Origin of the sequence: Streptomyces sp. NPDC058678 (assembly GCF_042714835.1) — a bacterium.
In the GTDB taxonomy this organism is placed as follows: domain Bacteria; phylum Actinomycetota; class Actinomycetes; order Streptomycetales; family Streptomycetaceae; genus Streptomyces.
In genome coordinates this window covers 85694-104390 of the sequence record NZ_JBHXSG010000003.1, presented here as the reverse complement: position 1 = coordinate 104390, position 18697 = coordinate 85694, and the positions used below count along the sequence as shown (strand labels likewise).

Annotated in this window: 13 protein-coding genes; 6 read left to right on the top strand and 7 right to left on the bottom strand. The window is 69.9% G+C overall.

The genetic code is table 11. The features are described from left to right. The first annotated feature begins 246 nt into the window (after positions 1–246). Together holA and ACFWWR_RS04845 are read left to right on the top strand one after the other, a co-directional pair. A complete protein-coding gene (holA, locus tag ACFWWR_RS04850; protein WP_383870932.1) occupies positions 247–1236 on the top strand; it encodes a DNA polymerase III subunit delta in 990 nt (329 codons plus the stop codon). 488 nt (positions 1237–1724) lie between these two features. Then, positions 1725–2123 (top strand): nuclear transport factor 2 family protein, encoded by a 399-nt coding sequence (locus ACFWWR_RS04845; protein WP_383870901.1) that lies wholly within the window; start codon positions 1725–1727, stop codon positions 2121–2123. Between the two features lie 209 nt (positions 2124–2332). Here the strand turns inward: ACFWWR_RS04845 and rpsT are convergent, their stop codons facing one another. Next, a complete protein-coding gene (gene rpsT / locus ACFWWR_RS04840) occupies positions 2333–2599 on the bottom strand; it encodes a 30S ribosomal protein S20 (protein ID WP_053750780.1) in 267 nt (88 codons plus the stop codon). Between the two features lie 231 nt (positions 2600–2830). On the opposite strand from rpsT, the gene lepA reads away from it, so the two are divergent. Then, a complete protein-coding gene (gene lepA / locus ACFWWR_RS04835) occupies positions 2831–4699 on the top strand; it encodes a translation elongation factor 4 (protein ID WP_383870904.1) in 1869 nt (622 codons plus the stop codon). A 214-nt stretch (positions 4700–4913) separates the two neighbouring features. After that, complete coding sequence (locus ACFWWR_RS04830) at positions 4914–6788, top strand: AMP-dependent synthetase/ligase (protein WP_383870907.1); 1875 nt, start codon at positions 4914–4916, stop codon at positions 6786–6788. Between the two features lie 73 nt (positions 6789–6861). Here ACFWWR_RS04830 and ACFWWR_RS04825 read toward each other — a convergent pair whose 3' ends face one another. Together ACFWWR_RS04825 and ACFWWR_RS04820 are read right to left on the bottom strand one after the other, a co-directional pair. Further along, positions 6862–7431 (bottom strand): two-component system response regulator, encoded by a 570-nt coding sequence (locus ACFWWR_RS04825; protein WP_384301988.1) that lies wholly within the window; start codon positions 7429–7431, stop codon positions 6862–6864. A gap of 14 nt (positions 7432–7445) precedes the next feature. Continuing rightward, positions 7446–11576, bottom strand: a complete 4131-nt coding sequence (locus ACFWWR_RS04820) for a HAMP domain-containing protein (protein ID WP_384301986.1) — start codon at positions 11574–11576, stop codon at positions 7446–7448. 102 nt (positions 11577–11678) lie between these two features. Here ACFWWR_RS04820 and ACFWWR_RS04815 point away from each other — a divergent pair, with 102 nt between their 5' ends. Continuing rightward, the gene (locus tag ACFWWR_RS04815; protein WP_384301984.1) at positions 11679–13613 is read left to right on the top strand and encodes a SpoIIE family protein phosphatase; all 1935 of its coding nucleotides are present in this window, start codon (positions 11679–11681) and stop codon (positions 13611–13613) included. A gap of 32 nt (positions 13614–13645) precedes the next feature. Beyond that, the gene (gene hemW, locus ACFWWR_RS04810; RefSeq protein WP_383870917.1) at positions 13646–14878 is read left to right on the top strand and encodes a radical SAM family heme chaperone HemW; all 1233 of its coding nucleotides are present in this window, start codon (positions 13646–13648) and stop codon (positions 14876–14878) included. A gap of 217 nt (positions 14879–15095) precedes the next feature. Here the strand turns inward: hemW and urtE are convergent, their stop codons facing one another. From urtE to urtB, 4 genes are read right to left on the bottom strand one after another with little or no spacing between them, the layout of a single operon-like run. Then, positions 15096–15788, bottom strand: a complete 693-nt coding sequence (gene urtE, locus ACFWWR_RS04805; RefSeq protein WP_384301982.1) for an urea ABC transporter ATP-binding subunit UrtE — start codon at positions 15786–15788, stop codon at positions 15096–15098. Then, positions 15788–16576 carry an urea ABC transporter ATP-binding protein UrtD gene (urtD, locus tag ACFWWR_RS04800; RefSeq protein WP_383867394.1) on the bottom strand — a complete coding sequence of 263 codons (789 nt, stop codon included), beginning with the start codon at positions 16574–16576 and terminating at the stop codon, positions 15788–15790. Before urtD ends, urtE begins: the two co-directional genes overlap by 1 nt. Further along, the gene (gene urtC, locus ACFWWR_RS04795; protein WP_383867396.1) at positions 16573–17667 is read right to left on the bottom strand and encodes an urea ABC transporter permease subunit UrtC; all 1095 of its coding nucleotides are present in this window, start codon (positions 17665–17667) and stop codon (positions 16573–16575) included. The genes urtD and urtC overlap by 4 nt, the downstream gene beginning before the upstream one ends. Further along, complete coding sequence (gene urtB / locus ACFWWR_RS04790) at positions 17664–18560, bottom strand: urea ABC transporter permease subunit UrtB (RefSeq protein ID WP_383867398.1); 897 nt, start codon at positions 18558–18560, stop codon at positions 17664–17666. Before urtB ends, urtC begins: the two co-directional genes overlap by 4 nt. Positions 18561–18697 lie beyond the last annotated feature (137 nt).

Genomic DNA, 18697 nt, shown 5'->3' with positions numbered 1-18697 from the left:
CCCCAGCGGCACGACTGCCAGCGGGCTGACGGCGTCGGCTGAGCCGCGGACGAGCGGCGCCGGTTGCCAACGCGGGCAGCGGGGATGATGGCCTCCCCCGTTATCTTCTATCTTCTCCGCGGTTCCGCAACGGGACCGCTGGCCTCCGGGCCCGGCATGACTGTCCCCCCGCTGACGGTCCCGGACCCTGCTCCTCGCCTCGGCACCCGGCTCTCGCTGTCAGTGGCCCGTGCCATGCTGTACGCGATGGCCAGGAAGACTGCTGATGACGACCCTCTCGCCGCCGTGACGCTTGCCGTCGGCCAGGAGGAGCTGCTGCTTGACCGTGCGGTGCGGGAGGTGGTGGTTGCCGCGAGGGCCGCCGACGCCGACACGGACGTACGCGATCTGACCTCGGACCAGTTGCAGCCCGGGACGCTTGCGGAGTTGACCAGCCCGTCGCTCTTCGCGGAGCGGAAGGTCGTCGTCGTACGCAATGCGCAGGATCTGTCGGCCGACACGATCAAGGACGTGAAGGCGTATCTCGGGGCGCCCGCCGAGGAGATCACGCTCGTGCTGCTGCACGCGGGCGGGGCCAAGGGCAAAGGGCTGCTGGATGCCGCGCGCAAGGTGGGGGCGCGGGAGGTGGCGTGCCCGAAGATGACGAAGCCGGCGGACCGGCTGGCGTTCGTGCGGGGTGAGTTCCGGGCGATCGGGCGGTCGGCGACGCCCGAGGCCTGTCAGGCGCTCGTGGACTCGATCGGGAGTGATCTGCGGGAGCTGGCGTCCGCCGTGTCCCAGCTCGCCGCCGACGTCGAGGGGACCATCGACGAGGCCGTTGTCGGGCGGTATTACACCGGACGGGCCGAGGCGTCGAGCTTCACCGTCGCTGACCGGGCGGTGGAGGGGCGGGTCGCCGAGGCCCTGGAGGCGCTCAGGTGGTCGCTGGCGACGGGGGTCGCACCCGTGTTGATCACCAGCGCGTTGGCGCAGGGCGTGCGGGCCATCGGCAAGCTGTCTTCCGCACGGGGAGGCCGTCCCGCCGATCTCGCACGGGAACTCGGGATGCCGCCGTGGAAGATCGACCGGGTGCGGCAGCAGATGCGCGGGTGGACGCCGGACGGGGTGGCCTTCGCGCTGCAGGCCGTGGCCGAAGCCGACGCCGGGGTGAAGGGGGGCGGGGACGACCCTGAGTACGCCCTGGAGAAGGCGGTCGTGGCGATCGCGCGGGCGGCGCGGGCCAGAGGGCGGGCGTGATCCAGAGGGCGGGCCTGGCCCCAGAGGGCGGAGGCGGCCCCAGGGGCCGGGCGTGATCCCACAGGACAGGTCGCAGAGATCGGGCGAGGTCCAGAGCACGGACGAGGTCCAGAGGACTGCCATGGCGCCAGAGGACTGGTGTCATCCCGCAGGCCGGACGCGGTCCCAGCGCACGGACGCGGTCCAGAGCACCGGCGTGATCCCAGGCACCGGCCTGACCCCAGGAAACGGACGCGGCCCTGCTCGGCCCCACAGGCCGAGCGCAGTCCAGAGCACCGGCATGAGCGAGTAGTCCCTCCCTCCCAGAGGAGGTGAGCAAGTAGCCCCTCCCTCCCTGAGGGCGTGAGCAAGTAGCCCCTCCCTCTCAGAGGACGGGAGCAGTAGCCCCTCCCTCCCAGCGGACGTGATCAAGTAGCTCCTCCTTCCCAGAGGAGGAGAATCGTGCGTATCAGCCGTCCATCGCCGGATCAGGAAAGGTGGCGATCGCCGTGGCTGAACACCCGCACGCCATGCTCGTCCGCAAGGGCTACGAGGCCTTCCAGCGCGGGGACATGGACACCCTGCGCGGCATGATGACCGGGGACTGTACCCACCATGTACCGGGCTCCCACCCGCTCTCGGGGGACTACAAGGGAGTCGACTCGATCTTCGACGGGTACTACGGCCGGCTCTACTCGGAGACCGACGGGTCGTTCCGGGTCGAGTTGCTCAACGTGTTCGTCGATGGCCGCGGGCACGCGGTCTCCGTGCACCGCTTCACCGCCGACCGGGGCGGCAAGCACATCGATGAACGCGGCGGCATCGTCTTCCGGATCGTCGGAGACAAGATGACCGACCTCGACGAGTGCGTCGAGGACATGGAGAAGGGCGACGCGTTCTGGTCGTGACGGCTTGCGGGCCGCGCGGGCATGCCGAAGGCCCCGTCGCCTGCCCTGGGGAAGGGCAGCGGCGGGGCCTTCGGTCAATGAGATTCAAAGAAGGGTGAGTCCGTACCCGCGTGGCGAACGCAGGCCGCGTACAGACTCGAGGTGCCGGACGGGAGCGGATGAGAGAGGGCCCGCTCGATTCCCTCCGGCGGTCAGATCAAGAGACAGTGTCAGCCCTTGAGGGTCGCGACCTTCGACGCCAGCGCCGACTTCTTGTTGGCGGCCTGGTTCTTGTGGATGACGCCCTTGGAGACGGCCTTGTCGAGCTGACGCGCAGCCGCGCGCTGGTACTCGGTGGCCTTCTCGACGTCACCCGCGGCAGCGGCCTCGCGGGCCTTGCGGATCGCGGTCTTCAGGGAGGACTTGACGGCCTTGTTGCGCAGCCGGGCCTTCTCGTTGGTCTTGATCCGCTTGATCTGGGACTTGATGTTCGCCACGAATGAGCCTCTACAGGTTCAGGCACGGAGCCGCACGGGTCCCGTACCGATGATTTTCCAGAAGTCGTGTCTCGTGCTGAGAGGGCAGGAGACACAGCCACCCAGAGTACCAGCGGGCGTCCGAGTGGCCCAAACCGGTCGCAGGTCCCCGCCCGTGGGACCATGGAGGCTACGTATCGATCCGACCCGAGACCGCAGACACTGCGGACGCCTCAAGAATCAGGACCCTGCGTGCCCGCGATCCCCAGCCATGTGCCCGAGCCGAGCCGTACCGACCCGTCACTGCTCCGCAACTTTTGCATCATCGCGCACATCGACCACGGCAAGTCCACGCTCGCCGACCGGATGCTCCAGCTGACCGGTGTGGTCGAGCAACGGCAGATGCGTGCTCAGTACCTCGACCGCATGGACATCGAGCGTGAGCGCGGAATCACGATCAAGTCACAGGCCGTGCGTCTGCCGTGGGCTCCCACCCATGACAAGAGCAACACGCACATCCTCAACATGATCGACACCCCGGGGCACGTCGACTTCACCTACGAGGTCTCGCGGTCGCTCGCGGCCTGCGAGGGCACCGTGCTCCTCGTCGACGCCGCCCAGGGCATCGAGGCCCAGACCCTCGCCAACCTCTACCTGGCGATGGAGAACGACCTCAAGATCATCCCCGTACTGAACAAGATCGACCTGCCGGCCGCCCAGCCGGAGAAGTTCTCCGAGGAGCTCGCCAACCTCATCGGCTGCGACCCCGACGACGTGCTCAAGGTCTCGGCGAAGACGGGCATCGGCGTGGACGCGCTCCTGGACCGGGTGGTCCGCGACGTGCCGGCTCCGGTCGGCGTCAAGGACGCCCCCGCCCGCGCGATGATCTTCGACTCGGTCTACGACTCCTACCGGGGCGTGGTCACCTACGTCCGTGTCATCGACGGCCAGCTCAACAAGCGCGAGCGCATCAAGATGATGTCGACCGGCGCCACCCACGAGCTTCTCGAGATCGGCGTCTCGTCACCCGAGATGACGCCGGCCGACGGCATCGGCGTCGGCGAGGTGGGCTACATCATCACCGGCGTGAAGGACGTCCGTCAGTCCAAGGTCGGTGACACCATCACCAGCAAGGACAAGGGCGCCACCGAGGCCCTCGGCGGGTACAAGGACCCCAAGCCGATGGTCTTCTCCGGCCTCTATCCGCTGGACGGCTCGGACTACCCCGACCTCCGCGAGGCACTGGACAAGCTCCAGCTGAACGACGCCGCGCTGGTCTACGAGCCGGAGACCTCCGCGGCCCTCGGCTTCGGTTTCCGCGTCGGCTTCCTCGGTCTGCTGCACCTCGACGTCATCCGTGAGCGCCTGGAGCGCGAGTTCAACCTCGACCTCATCGCCACCGCGCCGAACGTGGTCTACCGCGTGATCATGGAGGACGGGAAGGAGCACACGGTCACCAACCCGAGCGAGTTCCCCGAGGGCAAGATCGACAAGGTCTTCGAGCCGGTCGTCCGGGCCACGATCCTCGCTCCGAGCGAGTTCATCGGCTCGATCATGGAGCTCTGCCAGACCCGCCGCGGCACCCTCCTCGGCATGGACTACCTCTCCGAGGACCGCGTCGAGATCCGCTACACGCTCCCCCTCGCCGAGATCGTGTTCGACTTCTTCGACCACCTGAAGTCGAAGACCCGCGGTTACGCCTCCCTGGACTACGAGCCCACCGGCGAGCAGGACGCGCAGCTGGTGAAGGTCGACATCCTGCTGCACGGCGACCGGGTCGACGCCTTCTCCGCCGTCACCCACAAGGACGCCGCGTACGCGTACGGCGTAAGGCTCGTCGCCAAGCTGCGCGAGCTGATCCCGCGCCAGGCCTTCGAGATCCCCATCCAGGCCGCCATCGGCTCCCGGGTGATCGCCCGCGAGACCATCCGGGCCATCCGCAAGGACGTCCTCGCCAAGTGCTACGGCGGTGACATCTCGCGTAAGCGGAAGCTGCTGGAGAAGCAGAAGGAAGGCAAGAAGCGGATGAAGATGGTGGGTTCCGTGGAGGTTCCGCAGGAGGCGTTCATCGCCGTCCTGTCCAGCGACGACAGCGCGGGTTCCGGGAAGGGCAAGAAGTAACCGTCCTATTACCGCGAAACTGGGGGCCTGCCGCATGTTCCACCGGGCAGGCCCCTACGCGTGCGTAGTGTCGCTCTCTGTAGGAAGTGACAGGCCGCCGCCCCTTACGCACCGGCCGGTCGCGCCTTACTCTGATCCCTGCTCGGTAGTTACTCGTGAGTTAAACAACAGCCGCAATGAGCCAGCCGCACAGCCGCGGGCCCCGGAGGATGTCGTGAGCGACACACAGACACTGATCGAGAACCGTCCGCCGAGTGTGGCGGCCGTCTTTCTGGACCGCGTGGCGGCCACGCCTGACGCCGAGGCCTACCGCTACCCCGTGCCTCCGGCCTCCGGCCAGGGGCCGGACGACTGGAAGTCGCTGAGCTGGGCGCAGACCGCGGAGCGGGTCTACGCCATCGCGGCCGGCCTGATCGAGCTCGGTGTGCAGCCGGAGCAGCGGGTAGCCCTCTCCTCCTCGACGAGGGTCGAGTGGATCCTCGCGGACCTGGGCATCCTGTGCGCCGGCGCCGCCACGACCACGATCTATCCGCAGACCAACGCCGACGAGTCCGCGTTCATCCTGTCGGACTCCGGCAGCAAGGTCCTGTTCGCGGAGAACGCCGAGCAGCTGGCCAAGGCGCGGGAGAAGCGGGCCGAGCTGCCCGACCTCACCCACGTCGTGGTCATCGACCCGGACGGCGCCGAGACCGGCGACTGGGTGCTCACGCTCACCGAGCTGGAGCAGCGCGGTGCCGCGTACCTGGAGAAGAACCCCGACCTGATCAAGGAGAAGGTCGGCGCGATCACCAAGGACCAGCTCGCCACCCTGATCTACACCTCCGGCACCACCGGCCGCCCCAAGGGTGTCCGCCTGCCCCACGACAACTGGGCGTACATGGCGAAGGCGACCGCCGCGACCGGGCTGATCAGTAGCGAGGACGTGCAGTACCTGTGGCTGCCGCTCGCGCACGTCTTCGGCAAGGTGCTCACCTCGGGCCAGATCGAGGTCGGGCACGTCACCGCCGTCGACGGCCGTGTCGACAAGATCATCGAGAACCTGCCGGTCGTCCAGCCGACGTACATGGCGGCCGTCCCGCGCATCTTCGAGAAGGTGTACAACGGGGTCGCGGCGAAGGCCCGGGCGGGCGGCGGCGCGAAGTACAAGATCTTCCAGTGGGCCGCCGAGGTGGCCCGGGACTACGCCAAGGTCACCCAGGACAACTTCCGGCGTACCGGCACGGCGTCGGCGCCCTTCGGGCTCTCGGCCAAGCACAAGGTCGCGGACGCGCTGGTGTTCGCCAAGATCCGTGAGGCGTTCGGCGGCAACCTGCGTGCGTGTGTCTCCGGCTCGGCCGCGCTGTCGCCCGAGATCGGCTACTTCTTCTCCGGTGCCGGCATCCACATCCTCGAGGGCTATGGCCTCACGGAGTCGTCGGCGGCGTCCTTCGTGAACCCCGGCGAGGCCTACCGCACCGGCACGGTCGGCAAGCCGTTCCCCGGCACCGAGGTGCGCATCGCGGACGACGGCGAGATCCTGCTGCGCGGCCCCGGCATCATGGAGGGCTACCACGGGCTGCCCGAGAAGACCGCCGAGGTCCTGGAGCCGGACGGCTGGTTCCACACCGGTGACATCGGTGAGCTGTCGCCCGACGGGTACCTGCGGATCACCGACCGCAAGAAGGACCTCATCAAGACGTCCGGCGGCAAGTACATCGCGCCCGCCGAGGTCGAGGGGCAGTTCAAGGCGGTGTGCCCGTACGTGTCCAACATCCTGGTCCACGGGGCCGACCGGAACTTCTGCACGGCGCTGATCGCCCTGGACGAGGTCTCGATCCTCGACTGGGCGAAGGAGAACGGGCTGGAGGGCAAGTCGTACGCGGAGGTGGTCGCCGCGCCGGCGACGGTCTCGATGGTCGAGGGGTACGTCAAGGAGCTCAACGAGGGGCTTCAGCGGTGGCAGACGATCAAGAAGTTCCGGTTGCTGCCGAGGGATCTTGACATCGAGCACGGAGAGATCACGCCGAGCCTGAAGCTGAAGCGGCCGGTCGTCGAGCGGGAGTACAAGCACCTGATCGACGAGATGTACGCGGGGTCGCGCGAAGCGTAGGGAGTGGGCGGGGGACTGTTCGGCGGCTGCGGGTGGTTGGTGGCTGGTCGCGCAGTTCCCCGCCCCCCTGGGGTCAGGACGCGTGTCCCCTGTTCACCAGCTGCCGTAGCTCCCTGACCTGTGTGCGCAGGGTGGGTATGTCCGGAGAGTCGGTCAACTGCTCCTCCAGAGCCGTCAGTCGACTGTTCAACTCTCGGTCGTCGGCCTGCTCCTGTGTCAGCAGGCGCTCCACCTGCTGTTTCTTGCGGTGCAGGTCCAGGAACACCGTGACCTTGGCGCGCAGCACCCACGGGTCGAACGGCTTGGTCAGGTAGTCGGCCGCTCCCGTCGCGTAGCCGCGGAACGCGTAGCCGGCGTCGTCCTCCGCGCCGGTCAGGAAGATGATCGGGACGTCCTTGGTCTGGTCGAGCCGCTTGATGTTCGCGGCGGTCTCGAAACCGTCCATGCCCGGCATGCGCACGTCGAGCAGGACGAGGGCGAACCGCCGCCGGAGCAGGGCCTTCATCGCCTCCTCGCCCGAACGCGCGCGGACGAGCGGTTCGTTGAGAGACCCCAGGACGGCCTCCAGCGCGACCAGGTTGTCCTCCATGTCGTCGACCAGGAGGATGCTGGCGCGCTCGCCGGTCGTTGCCTCAGCGCTCATGTGACTGGCCTCATTCAGTCGTCCGTCGGCGGGACCACGGCCTCCTCGGCATCGGCGTGCTCCTCGCCCTTGGCGCTCTCGGGGTCCAGGAGTGCGCAGACGACGGTGAGCAGCTGGTCGACGTCCACCGGCTTCGGTACGTAGTCGTTGGCACCCCGCGCGATGGACTTCTCGCGGTCTCCCGGCATCGCCTTCGCGGTGAGGGCGACGATGGGCAGGCCGGTCCAGCGCGGGGTGCGGCGGATGGCGGCGATGGTCTCGTAACCGTCCATCTCCGGCATCATGATGTCCATCAGGACGAGTTCGACGTCCGGGTTGCGTTCCAGTGTCTCGATGCCCTCGCGGCCGTTCTCGGCGTAGAGGACGGGCATGCCGACCCGGCCCAGGACATGGGTGAGGGCGAAGACGTTGCGGATGTCGTCGTCCACGATCAGCACACTGCGCCCGGCCAGGACCTGTCCCGCACGCCCCGACTTCCACGCCTCCAGCTTGGTGGGCGCGGGCCAGGAGTCCTCCGGCTCGTGGGTGGTGGGGAAGAGCTCCGTCGACAGCTCGTCCGGCACCGGCACGGGCCGGTCCTCGGGGGTCGGGCCGGTCGCCGAGTGGCCGGGGCTGACGACGGGGACGTACAGCGTGAAGGTGGACCCCTTGCCGGGCTCGCTCTCGGCGACGATACGGCCGCCCAGCAGGCCCGCGATCTCCCGGCTGATGGACAGTCCCAGGCCGGTGCCGCCGTACTTGCGGTTCGTCGTGCCGTCGGCCTGCTGGAACGCCTCGAAGATCACGGGGAGCTTCTCGCGGGCGATGCCGATGCCGGTGTCGGAGACCGCGAAGGCGATCACGTCGTCGCTGTCGCGGACGTAGTGGCGCTCGGGGTCCTTCATACGGTTCACGCGCAGCTCGACCCGGCCCGTGGCGGTGAACTTGATCGCGTTGGAGAGCAGGTTGCGCAGGATCTGCTGGAGGCGCTGCTCGTCCGAGTACATCTCCCGCGGTACGTCCTCCCCGACCGCCACTTCGAAGGCCAGCCCCCGGTCGATGGTGAGGGGGCGGAAGGTGGCGTGGACGTAGTCGAGCAGTTTGATGAGGGGGAGCCTCTTCGGGCGTACGTCCATCCGGCCGGCCTCGATCTTCGACAGGTCGAGGATGTCGTTGATCAGCTGGAGGAGGTCGGAGCCCGAACGGTGGATCGTCGTCGCGAACTGCACTTCCTGGTCGGAGAGGCGGCCGTCCGGGTTGTCGGACAGCAGTCGCGCCAGGATCAGCAACGAGTTGAGCGGTGTGCGCAGTTCGTGGGACATGTTCGCCAGGAACTCCGACTTGTACTGCGAGGACGTGGCCAGCAGGGCGGCCTTCTCCTCCAGTTCGGCGTTCGAGCGCTGCAACTCCGCCTGCTGCTTCTGGAGTTCGTCCGAGCGTTCCTGGAGCTGCATGGCCAGGCGCTGGGACTCGCCGAGCAGGGACTCGGTGCGGGAGTTGGCGATGATGGTGTTGATGGCGACGCCGATGGTGTTCACGAACTGGTCGAAGAAGGCCAGGTGGACGTCGGAGAAGCGGGAGAAGGACGCCAGCTCGATCACGCCGAGGAGCTTGTCCTCGAAGAGGATCGGGATGATGACGACGCTCGCCGGGGCCGCCTCGCCGAGACCACTGTTGATCTTGATGTAGTCCGGCGGGGCCTCCTCCACCAGGATCCGCTTCTTCTCGCGGGCGGCCTGGCGCACGAGGCCGTGCACCGGCATGGCTCCCGTGTCGACGGTCGCGCTCTGCGCCGAGCCGTATCCGGCGATGAACGCGAGCCCCTTCGCCGGAACGGCCGTGTGGAGAGAGGTGCCGTCCTCGTCGGGGTCGGCGAGGAAGAACGCGCCGTACTGGGCGTTCACCAGCGGGGTCAGCTCGCGCAGGATCAGGTCGGCGACCTCCATCAGGTCGCGGTGGCCCTGCATCAGGGCGGCGAGGCGGGCCAGGTTGGACTCCAGCCAGTCCTTCGCGCGGGTCGTCTCGCGGAGGTTGGCCACCATCAGGTTGATGTTGTCCTTCAGCTCGGTGACCTCGCCCTGCGTCTCCACGGTGATCGAGCGGGACATGTCGCCCTGGGCCACCGCGGAGGCGACCTCGGCGATCGCGCGGACCTGGGTGGTCAGGTTCAGCGCGAGTTCGTTCACGTTCGTCGTCAGGCGCTTCCAGGTGCCGTACACGCCCTCCACCCGGGCCTGACCGCCGAGCTGGCCCTCGCTGCCGACCTCGCGGGCCACCCGGGTGACCTCGGAGGAGAAGGAGGACAGGGTGTCGACCATCGTGTTGATGGTCGTCTTCAGTTCGAGGATCTCGCCGCGGGCGTCCACGTCGATCTTCTTCGACAGGTCGCCCTGCGCCACCGCCGTCGCCACCTGGGCGATGTTGCGGACCTGCGACGTCAGGTTGTCGGCCATGTAGTTGACGTTGTCGGTCAGGTCCCGCCAGACGCCGGAGACGCCCAGCACCTGGGCGCGGCCGCCGAGCCGGCCGTCGGTGCCGACCTCGCGGGCCACGCGGGTGACCTCGTCGGCGAAGGCACGCAGCTGTTCCACCATCGTGTTGACGGTGTCCTTCAGCTCGAGGATCTCGCCACGGGCGTCGACCGTGATCTTCTTCGACAGGTCGCCGTTGGCGACGGCGGTGGTGACCTGGGCGATGTTCCGTACCTGTGAAGTCAGGTTCAGCGCCATGAAGTTGACGTTGTCGGTGAGGTCCTTCCAGACGCCGGAGACACCTCGCACCTGGGCCTGGCCGCCGAGGTTGCCCTCGGTGCCGACCTCGCGGGCGACCCGGGTGACCTCGTCGGCGAAGGCGGAGAGCTGGTCGACCATGGTGTTGATGGTGGACTTCAGCTCCAGGATCTCGCCCTTCGCCTCGACCGTGATCTTCTTGCCGAGGTCGCCCTGGGCCACGGCGGTGGAGACCAGGGCGATGTTGCGGACCTGCGAGGTCAGGTTGTCCGCCATGAAGTTGACGTTGTCGGTGAGGTCCTTCCAGACGCCGGAGACGCCCCGCACCTGGGCCCGGCCGCCGAGGTTGCCCTCGGTGCCGACCTCGCGGGCGACCCGGGTGACCTCGTCGGCGAAGGCGGACAACTGGTCGACCATGGTGTTGATGGTGGACTTCAGCTCCAGGATCTCGCCCTGGGCGTCGACCGTGATCTTCTGGCTCAGGTCGCCGTTGGCGACGGCGGTGGTGACCTGGGCGATGTTGCGGACCTGCGAGGTCAGGTTCGAGGCCATGAAGTTGACGTTGTCGGTGAGGTCCTTCCAGACGCCCGACACGCCTCGCACCTGAGCCCGCCCGCCCAACTGCCCCTCGGTGCCGACCTCGCGGGCCACCCGCGTGACCTCGTCGGCGAAGGCGGACAGCTGGTCGACCATCGTGTTCACGGTCAGCTTCAGTTCGAGCAGCTCGCCGGTCGCCTCGACCGTGACCGTGCGGGTCAGGTCGCCACGGGCCACCGCCGTGGTCACCAGGGCGATGTCACGGACCTGGGCGGTCAGCCGGGACGCCATCGTGTTGACCGCCTCGGTCACGTCCCGCCAACTCCCGGACAGGCCCGTCACCTTGGCCCGCCCGCCGAGCCGCCCCTCGGTGCCGACCTCGCGCGCGACCCGGGTCACCTCGCCGGTGAACAGGGACAACTGGTCGACCATCTTGTTCACGGCCCGGCCGAGCCGCCGAAGGTCACCGCGCAACTGCCTGCTGCCGTCGTGCAGGTCGACCCGCTGGGTCAGGTCGCCGCCGGCCACCGCGTCCAGGACACGCGTGGCGTTGGCCGCCGGGGCGACCAGGGCGTCGAGCACCTGGTTCACGTCGTTGACCCGGGAGGTCCACGCGCCCTGGCCCGGACTGGCCGACAGACGCTCGTCGAGCCGGCCGTGCCGCACCAACTCCCGCTTCACCCGCTGCACTTCCGTGTTGAAATGGGTGCTGCGGTCCATGATCTGGTTGAAGACGGCGGTCAGTTCGGCCACCAGGCCGTGGCCCGATTCCGGCACCTTCGAGAAGTCGCCGTCCCGCGCCGCGGTCATCGCGGCGAGCAGAGGACGCAGATCCGATGCTCGAATCAGGCCATCTTTGTGCCCCTCTTCGAGCACACGTGTAGCACTGTTCTCACTCATGGCGGCCCACTTCGGTAACTCGGCGCTTATGGGCGGGGTCAGTCTGTCACTCTGTCGGCATCGACTGAGGCGTATTCGTCCGAACCGCTCGGGGAGCTGTACATGGGGGCCATTTCGACGCAACGGGAGCCCGTTTCCCGTGCCTCTGATGCGCCTGCGCACGCGGGGGCGCCCCCGCGCACCGATGCGCTTGCACCCGCGGACGCGCTCCAGCGCGCGCATGCGCACGCCGCTCTGCCCGGCAGCTCCCTCGCGCCGAGCGCCGCCCGCGCGCTGTTACGCGCCGCGCTCGCCGAGTGGGCCGAGCGCGCTCTGCCCGGCACCGAGCACCTCACCGACCTCCTGGCCGGCGACGCCCTGGTCGTCGTCAGCGAGCTGGTCACCAACGCCGTCGTGCACGCCGGCACCGACGTCGAACTGGACTGCCGGCTGGAACCGGAGACCGGCGCCCTCGTCGTCGAGGTCCTCGACCACCACCCCTCGCGCGCCCCACGTGACGCCGCCGAACCGTCGTACGAGACACCCGAGTACGGGCGCGGACTCAGACTGGTCGCCGCGCTCTCCGAGTCCTGGGGGATCACCTACCGCACGGGCGCCAAGACCGTGTGGGCGCGGCTGCCCGCCCAGGGGGAATCCGCCGCGGACGCGCGGGAGGCGTACACGGGGGAGCGCGAGCTGCGCGTGGCCGAGATACTCGCCCCGGAGCCGCAGCGCACCGAGCAGGACCAGGACTGGCTCAACCGGGGCGCCCTGTCCTTCCTCGCCGAGGCATCCGACCTGCTCGCCGGGCAGCTCGACGAGAACCTGGTGGCCGCGCTCGCCGGACAGCTGATCGTGCCGCGGCTGGCCGAGTGGTGCGCGGTGTGGCTGGAGGACGAGGCCACCGGCGGCCGCGGCGGCTGGGCGGCCGACGGGGCCGGGCCGCGCCTGGCCCGGGTGTGGCACGGCAGCGAGAACCGCATCGAGGAGCTGCGCCAGGCACTGGAGAAGGAATCACCGCGCCCGCCCGACCCGGCACGGCCGGGGCCCGCCCCCTTCCCCTGGCCCGGCGAGGCGCTGGGCCCGCACGGCACACGCGGCTCCGCGCTCGCCTACCGGCTGACGGCCGGCGGCCGTCCGCTCGGCACCCTGGTCATCGGCCGGTCCGGGCTGCGCAGCTTCCCCGACGAGATCACCGGCCTCGTCGAGGACCTCAGCCGCCGGGTGGCCCTCGCCATCGGCGCGGCCCGCCAGTACGCCCGGCAGGCCACCATCAGCGCCGTACTGCAGCGCGGACTGCTGCCCGGTGCGGTCGCCGAGATACCGGGGGTGCGCAGCGCCCTGGTGTACGAGCCGTGCGACAAGGGCGGACCCAGCGGCGACTTCTACGACCTGTTCCCGGCCGGCGACGGCCGCTGGTGCTTCGCCGTCGGCGACGTCCAGGGCAAGGGGCCCGAGGCGGCCGTCGTCATCGGCCTCGCCCGGCCCTGGCTGCGGCTGCTGGCCCGCGAGGGCTACCGAGTCGCCGACGTCCTCGACCGCCTCAACCAGCTCCTCCTCGACGACGCGACGGAGGCCGCGGACGCGGCGGCCCGCGCGCTGGTCTCCGCGGGCGGCCGGCCGATGGCCCCCGGAGACGGCCCGCAGACCCGCTTCCTCTCCCTCCTCTACGGCGAACTGGCCCCCTTCGACGGAGGAGTGCGCTGCACCCTCGCCTCCGCCGGGCACCCGCTGCCGCTGCTGCTCGGCGCGGGCGGCGAGGTCCGTACGGCCGCGCACCCGCAGACCCTCCTCGGGGTCGTCGAGGACGCCACGTACATCAGCGAGACCTTCGAGCTGCGGACCGGCGACAGCCTGCTGTGCGTGACCGACGGGGTGACCGAGCGGCGCAGCGGCTCGCGCCAGCTCGACGACGAGGACGGGCTGGCGGAGGCGCTCGCGGGGTGCGCGGGGCTCGACGCGGAACTGATCGCGGAGCGCATCAAGCGGCTGGTGCACGAGTTCGGGGTACGGCCGCCGGAGGACGACCTGGCCCTGCTGGTGCTGCAGGCCGAGTAGGCCGACGGCGGGAGTGCTGGACAATGGAAGGCATGCCTTCCGCACTCCCCGACGGCGAGCCCGTCCCCGACGACGGCGCACTGCCCGCGCCCGCGCTCGCCGGGGCGGCCGACCGCCCCCTCGGGTTCTACCTGCACGTCCCGTACTGCGCGACCCGCTGCGGCTACTGCGACTTCAACACCTACACGGCGACCGAGCTGCGCGGCACCGGCGGCGTCCTCGCCTCCCGCGACAACTACGCGGACACCCTGATCGACGAGATCCGCCTGGCCCGCAAGGTCCTCGGCGACGACCCGCGCGAGGTCCGCACGGTCTTCGTCGGCGGCGGCACGCCCACGCTGCTGGGCGCGGGAGACCTCGTACGGATGCTGGCGGCGATCCGCGACGAGTTCGGCCTCGCCGCCGACGCGGAGGTCACCACCGAGGCGAACCCGGAGTCGGTGGATCCCGCGTATCTGGCCGTTCTGCGCCAGGGCGGCTTCAACCGGATCTCCTTCGGCATGCAGAGCGCGAAGCAGCACGTACTGCGCGTGCTGGACCGCACGCACACGCCGGGGCGGCCCGAGGCGTGCGTCGCGGAGGCACGGGCGGCGGGCTTCTCGCACGTCAACCTCGACCTGATCTACGGCACCCCGGGGGAGTCGGACGACGACTGGCGGGCGTCGCTGGAGGCGGCGCTGGGCGCCGGGCCGGACCACGTGTCGGCGTACGCGCTGATCGTCGAGGAGGGCACCCAGCTGGCCCGACGGATCCGGCGCGGCGAGGTCCCCATGACGGACGACGACGTGCACGCGGACCGGTACCTGATCGCCGAGGAGATGCTCTCGGCGGCCGGTTTCGACTGGTACGAGGTCTCGAACTGGGCGACCTCGGACGCCGGCCGGTGCCTCCACAACGAGCTGTACTGGCGCGGCGCCGACTGGTGGGGCGCCGGGCCGGGAGCCCACAGTCACGTGGGCGGCGTGCGCTGGTGGAACGTCAAGCACCCGGGGGCCTACGCGGCGGCCCTGGCCGGCGGGCGCTCGCCGGGCGCGGGCCGGGAGCTCCTGTCGGAGGAGGACCGCCGGGTGGAGCGGATCCTGCTGGAGCTGCGGCTGCGGGAGGGGGTGCCGCTGTCCCTGCTGCGCGCGGACGGCCTCGCGGCCTCGCGGCGCGCCCTGTCCGACGGGCTGCTGGAGGCCGGCCCGTACGAGGAGGGGCGTGCTGTGCTCACCCTGCGGGGGCGGTTGCTGGCGGACGCGGTGGTGCGCGATTTGGTGGACTGAGGGGTTTACGCCCCTGCCGCCCCTTCCCGTCCCGTCTCTGAGGGCTGCGCCCCCAGACCCCCGCTTCGGCCCGAAGGGCCTCGTCCTCAAACGCCGGACGGGCTGATTTCAGCCCCTCCGGCGTTTGAGGAGCGGGGTCTGGGGCGGAGCCCCAGAAGGACGGGACCGGGAAGGGGCGGCGGGGGCGAGGATCCCGTCGCACGAGACCACCACCGCGTCACACGCTCAACGCCTCCCGCACGAACCGCTCGGCATCCTGGCCGCCCTCGCCGGAGGAGGTGACCCGGCCGGCTTCCAGGACGTAGTACCTCTGCGCCGCCCGCATCGCGAAGCCCACGTGCTGCTCGACCAGGAGCACCGACAGTCCGCCGCGGGAGGCCAGGGCCAGGATGGTGTCCTCGATCTCGGCGACGACCGTCGGCTGGATGCCCTCGGTCGGCTCGTCGAGGAGCAGGATCCGAGGCTCCGTCACCAACGCCCGGGCGATGGCGAGTTGCTGCCGCTGACCGCCGGACAGCAGGCCGGCCCGGCGGTTGGACAGGGCTCGCAGCGCCGGGAACAGGTCCAGCGCCTCGCCGATCGCCGCCCTGCCACGCTTGCGGCCGTCCGCGACGAGCTGGAGGTTCTCCGCTGTGGTCAGGTGCGGGAACGCCTGCTGGCCCTGCGGGACGTACGCCATCCCGCGCGCCACCCGCTCGTGCGGCTTGCGACGGGTGATGTCCTCGCCGTCGAGGCGGACCGTGCCGCTGCTCGGCGTGAGCAGTCCGACGGCGGCCCGCAGCAGGGTGCTCTTGCCGGCGCCGTTGTGCCCGAGCACGGCGGCCACGCCGTCCTTCGGCACCTCGACGGTGACCCCGTGCAGCACACTGCTGCGGTGGTAGCCGACCCGGACGTCTTCGATCTGCAGCATCACGCCTCCTGTACGACCGCGGTGTCCGACGCGTCCTCGGCGGCTGACGCGTCCACCGCGTGGCCCAGGTACACCTCCTGCACCTTCGGATCCGACTGGACCTCGGCCACCGTGCCCTCGCTGAGCACCTTGCCGGCGTGCAGCACGCTGACGCTGCGCGCGAAGCTCCGCATGAAGTCCATGTCGTGCTCGATGACCACCACGGTCCGCTCCTCGCTGATCCGCTGGAGCAGCTCGCCGGTCGCCTGGCGTTCGTCGTGGCTCATGCCGGCCACCGGCTCGTCGAGCAGCAGCAGCCGTACGTCCTGCACGAGCAGCATGCCGATCTCCAGCCACTGCTTCTGGCCGTGCGCGAGCGTCCCGGCGGGGGAGTCGGCGAGCTCGGTCAGCCCGACCGTCTCCAGCGCCCTGACGACCGGCTCCGGAACGTCCTTGCGACGCCGCAGCATGGTCCACATGCTCCGGCCGGCGCCCGCCGCGATGTCCAGGTTCTGAAGGACCGTCAGTTCCTCGAAGACGGTGGCCGTCTGGAAGGTACGGCCGATCCCGGACCGCGCGATCCTGTGCACGCTCCGCCCGAGCAGCTCGGCGTCGCCGAAGCGCACCGAACCCGTCGCCCTCACCAGTCCGGTGACCGCGTCGACCAGAGTGGTCTTGCCCGCGCCGTTCGGCCCGATGAGGAAACGCAGGTCGCCGGGGCGGACGTCGAGGTCCACCCCGTCGACGGCGATGAACCCGTCGAAGGACACCCGCAGTTGCCGTATCTCGAGACCCGAGAGCTCACTCATGCCGCTTCTCCCACCGGTACGACGGGCGCCTTCTGCTCCGGCGCCTCGGGTGTTCTGCGGCGGCGTACGAACACCGCCAGCGAGGCGAGACCGCCGGGCAGGAACGCCAGGGCGACGATGAACAGCAGCCCCTGGAAGTACGTCCAGGCCGCCGGGAACTCCTCCGACAGGGCCGTCTTGGCCCAGGCGACCGCGACCGCGCCGAGCACCGCGCCCGCCAGGCTCGCCCGGCCGCCCACGGCGGCACCGATGACGAACTCGATGGACGGCACGATGCCGATCAGCGCGGGCGAGATGATGCCGACCGCCGGCACGAACAGCGCGCCGGCGAGACCGGCCATGCCCGCCGCGACGACGTACGCGACCAGTTTGACGTTCGCCGGGTCGTAGCCGAGGAAGCGCACCCGCTCCTCGGAGTCCCGTACGGCGACCAGGAGTTCGCCGTAGCGGCTCTGGATGAGCTGACGCGCGAGGGCGATCAGGAGCAGCAGGACGGCGGCGATGACGAAGTAGACCATCCGCTGGTTGACCGGGTCGTCGAGGGAGTAGCCGAAGAACCCCTGGATGTCGGTGAGGCCGTTGGTGCCCCCGGTCGTGGCCTGCTGGCCGATCAGCCAGATCGCGAACGCGGCGGCGAGGGCCTGGCTGAGGATCGCGAAGTAGGCGCCCTTGACCCGGCGGCGGAAGACGAACAGGCCGAGCAGAGCGGCGACCGCCATCGGCAGCAGCACGGTCGCGGCGATCGCGAACAGCGGGTTCGCGAACGGCTGCCACCACCAGGGGAGTTCGGTGGCCGTGCCGTACAGCTGCATGAAGTCGGGCAGGTTGCCGGGCCCGGCGTCGGCGATCTTCAGGTGCATCGCCATGGCGTATCCGCCGAGCCCGAAGAACACGCCCTGACCGAGCGTCAGCAGGCCGCCGCGGCCCCAGGCCAGGCAGATGCCGACGGCGACGATGGCGGTGCACAGGTACTTGGCGAGCAGCCCGAGCCGGAAGTCGGACAGCACGAGCGGGGCGACGGCGAACAGCGCGACGGCGGCCGACGCGAAGCCTGCCGCGGCCCGCGCCGAGCGGCCTTTCAGCAGGTTCATACGAGACTCCTCGTGCGCAGCGTGTACAGCCCCTGGGGCCGCCATTGGAGGAACGCGACGATGGCGACGAGCACCAGGACCTTGGCGACGCTGACGGTGGTGGAGTACTCGAGGACCGACTGCAGCGCGCCCAGCACGAAGGCGACGATGACCGTGCCCTTGAGCTGCCCGATGCCGCCGACCACGATCACCAGGAAGGCGTCGATGATGACGTTGGTGCCCATGGTCGGCCCGATCGGACCGACCAGCGTCAGCGCGACCCCGGCGATGCCCGCGAGCCCGGACCCGAGGAAGAAGGCGGTGCGGTCGACGCGGCTGGTGGAGATGCCGGACACCTCGGCGAGGTCCCGGTTCTGCACCACGGCCCGCACCCGGCGGCCCAGCGGCGTCAGCCGCAGCGTGAGCGACAGCGCGACGACCGCCGCGACGGCCAGACTCAGGATGAACAGCCGGCTGTTGGCGAAAGTGAGCGGATCGTCGCCGCCGATCACGGTGATGTTCCCGGTGAGCCAGTCGGGCGCCCGGGTCTGCACATTCGGCGCACCGAAAACGTCCCGGGCGAGTTGCTGGAGCATCAGCGAGACACCCCAGGTGACGAGAAGCGTGTCAAGTGGTCGGAGATACAGGCGCCGTATCAGCAGCCATTCGAGGAGCGCGCCCAATGCGCCCGAGACGAGAAAGGCGACGGGAAGCGCGACGAGAAGGGATATTCCCGCGCTGGAAATGGACTTCTGGAGGACGTAGGTGGTGTAGGCGCCGGCCATGATGAACTCGCCGTGGGCCATGTTGATGACGTTCATCTGGCCGAAGGTGAGGGAGAGGCCGAGCGCGATGAGCAGCAGGACGGCACCGATGCTGATGCCGGTGAAGGTCTGACCGAGGATCACGGTCATGCGGCGGCTCCCGGGAAGGGTGCGGGCGGGGGGGGGGGCCCCCGGGGGGTGGGGGCCCCCCCCCCGGCGCGGGCGAGAAGCGCCCGGGCCCCCCCGATGGCAGGAATTTGAGGTGGGGCGGGTAGTGGTTGTCGGCG

Bases quoted from the DNA above. Each gene is read 5' to 3' on its own strand.
- urtB (WP_383867398.1), bottom strand. From the start codon at position 18,560: ATGACCGTGATCCTCGGTCAGACCTTCACCGGCATCAGCATCGGTGCC.
- hemW (WP_383870917.1), top strand. From the start codon at position 13,646: ATGCCTTCCGCACTCCCCGACGGCGAGCCCGTCCCCGACGACGGCGCA.
- ACFWWR_RS04815 (WP_384301984.1), top strand. From the start codon at position 11,679: ATGGGGGCCATTTCGACGCAACGGGAGCCCGTTTCCCGTGCCTCTGAT.
- ACFWWR_RS04820 (WP_384301986.1), bottom strand. From the start codon at position 11,576: ATGAGTGAGAACAGTGCTACACGTGTGCTCGAAGAGGGGCACAAAGAT.
- holA (WP_383870932.1), top strand. From the start codon at position 247: ATGGCCAGGAAGACTGCTGATGACGACCCTCTCGCCGCCGTGACGCTT.
- ACFWWR_RS04825 (WP_384301988.1), bottom strand. From the start codon at position 7,431: ATGAGCGCTGAGGCAACGACCGGCGAGCGCGCCAGCATCCTCCTGGTC.
- urtC (WP_383867396.1), bottom strand. From the start codon at position 17,667: ATGAACCTGCTGAAAGGCCGCTCGGCGCGGGCCGCGGCAGGCTTCGCG.
- urtD (WP_383867394.1), bottom strand. From the start codon at position 16,576: ATGAGTGAGCTCTCGGGTCTCGAGATACGGCAACTGCGGGTGTCCTTC.
- urtE (WP_384301982.1), bottom strand. From the start codon at position 15,788: ATGCTGCAGATCGAAGACGTCCGGGTCGGCTACCACCGCAGCAGTGTG.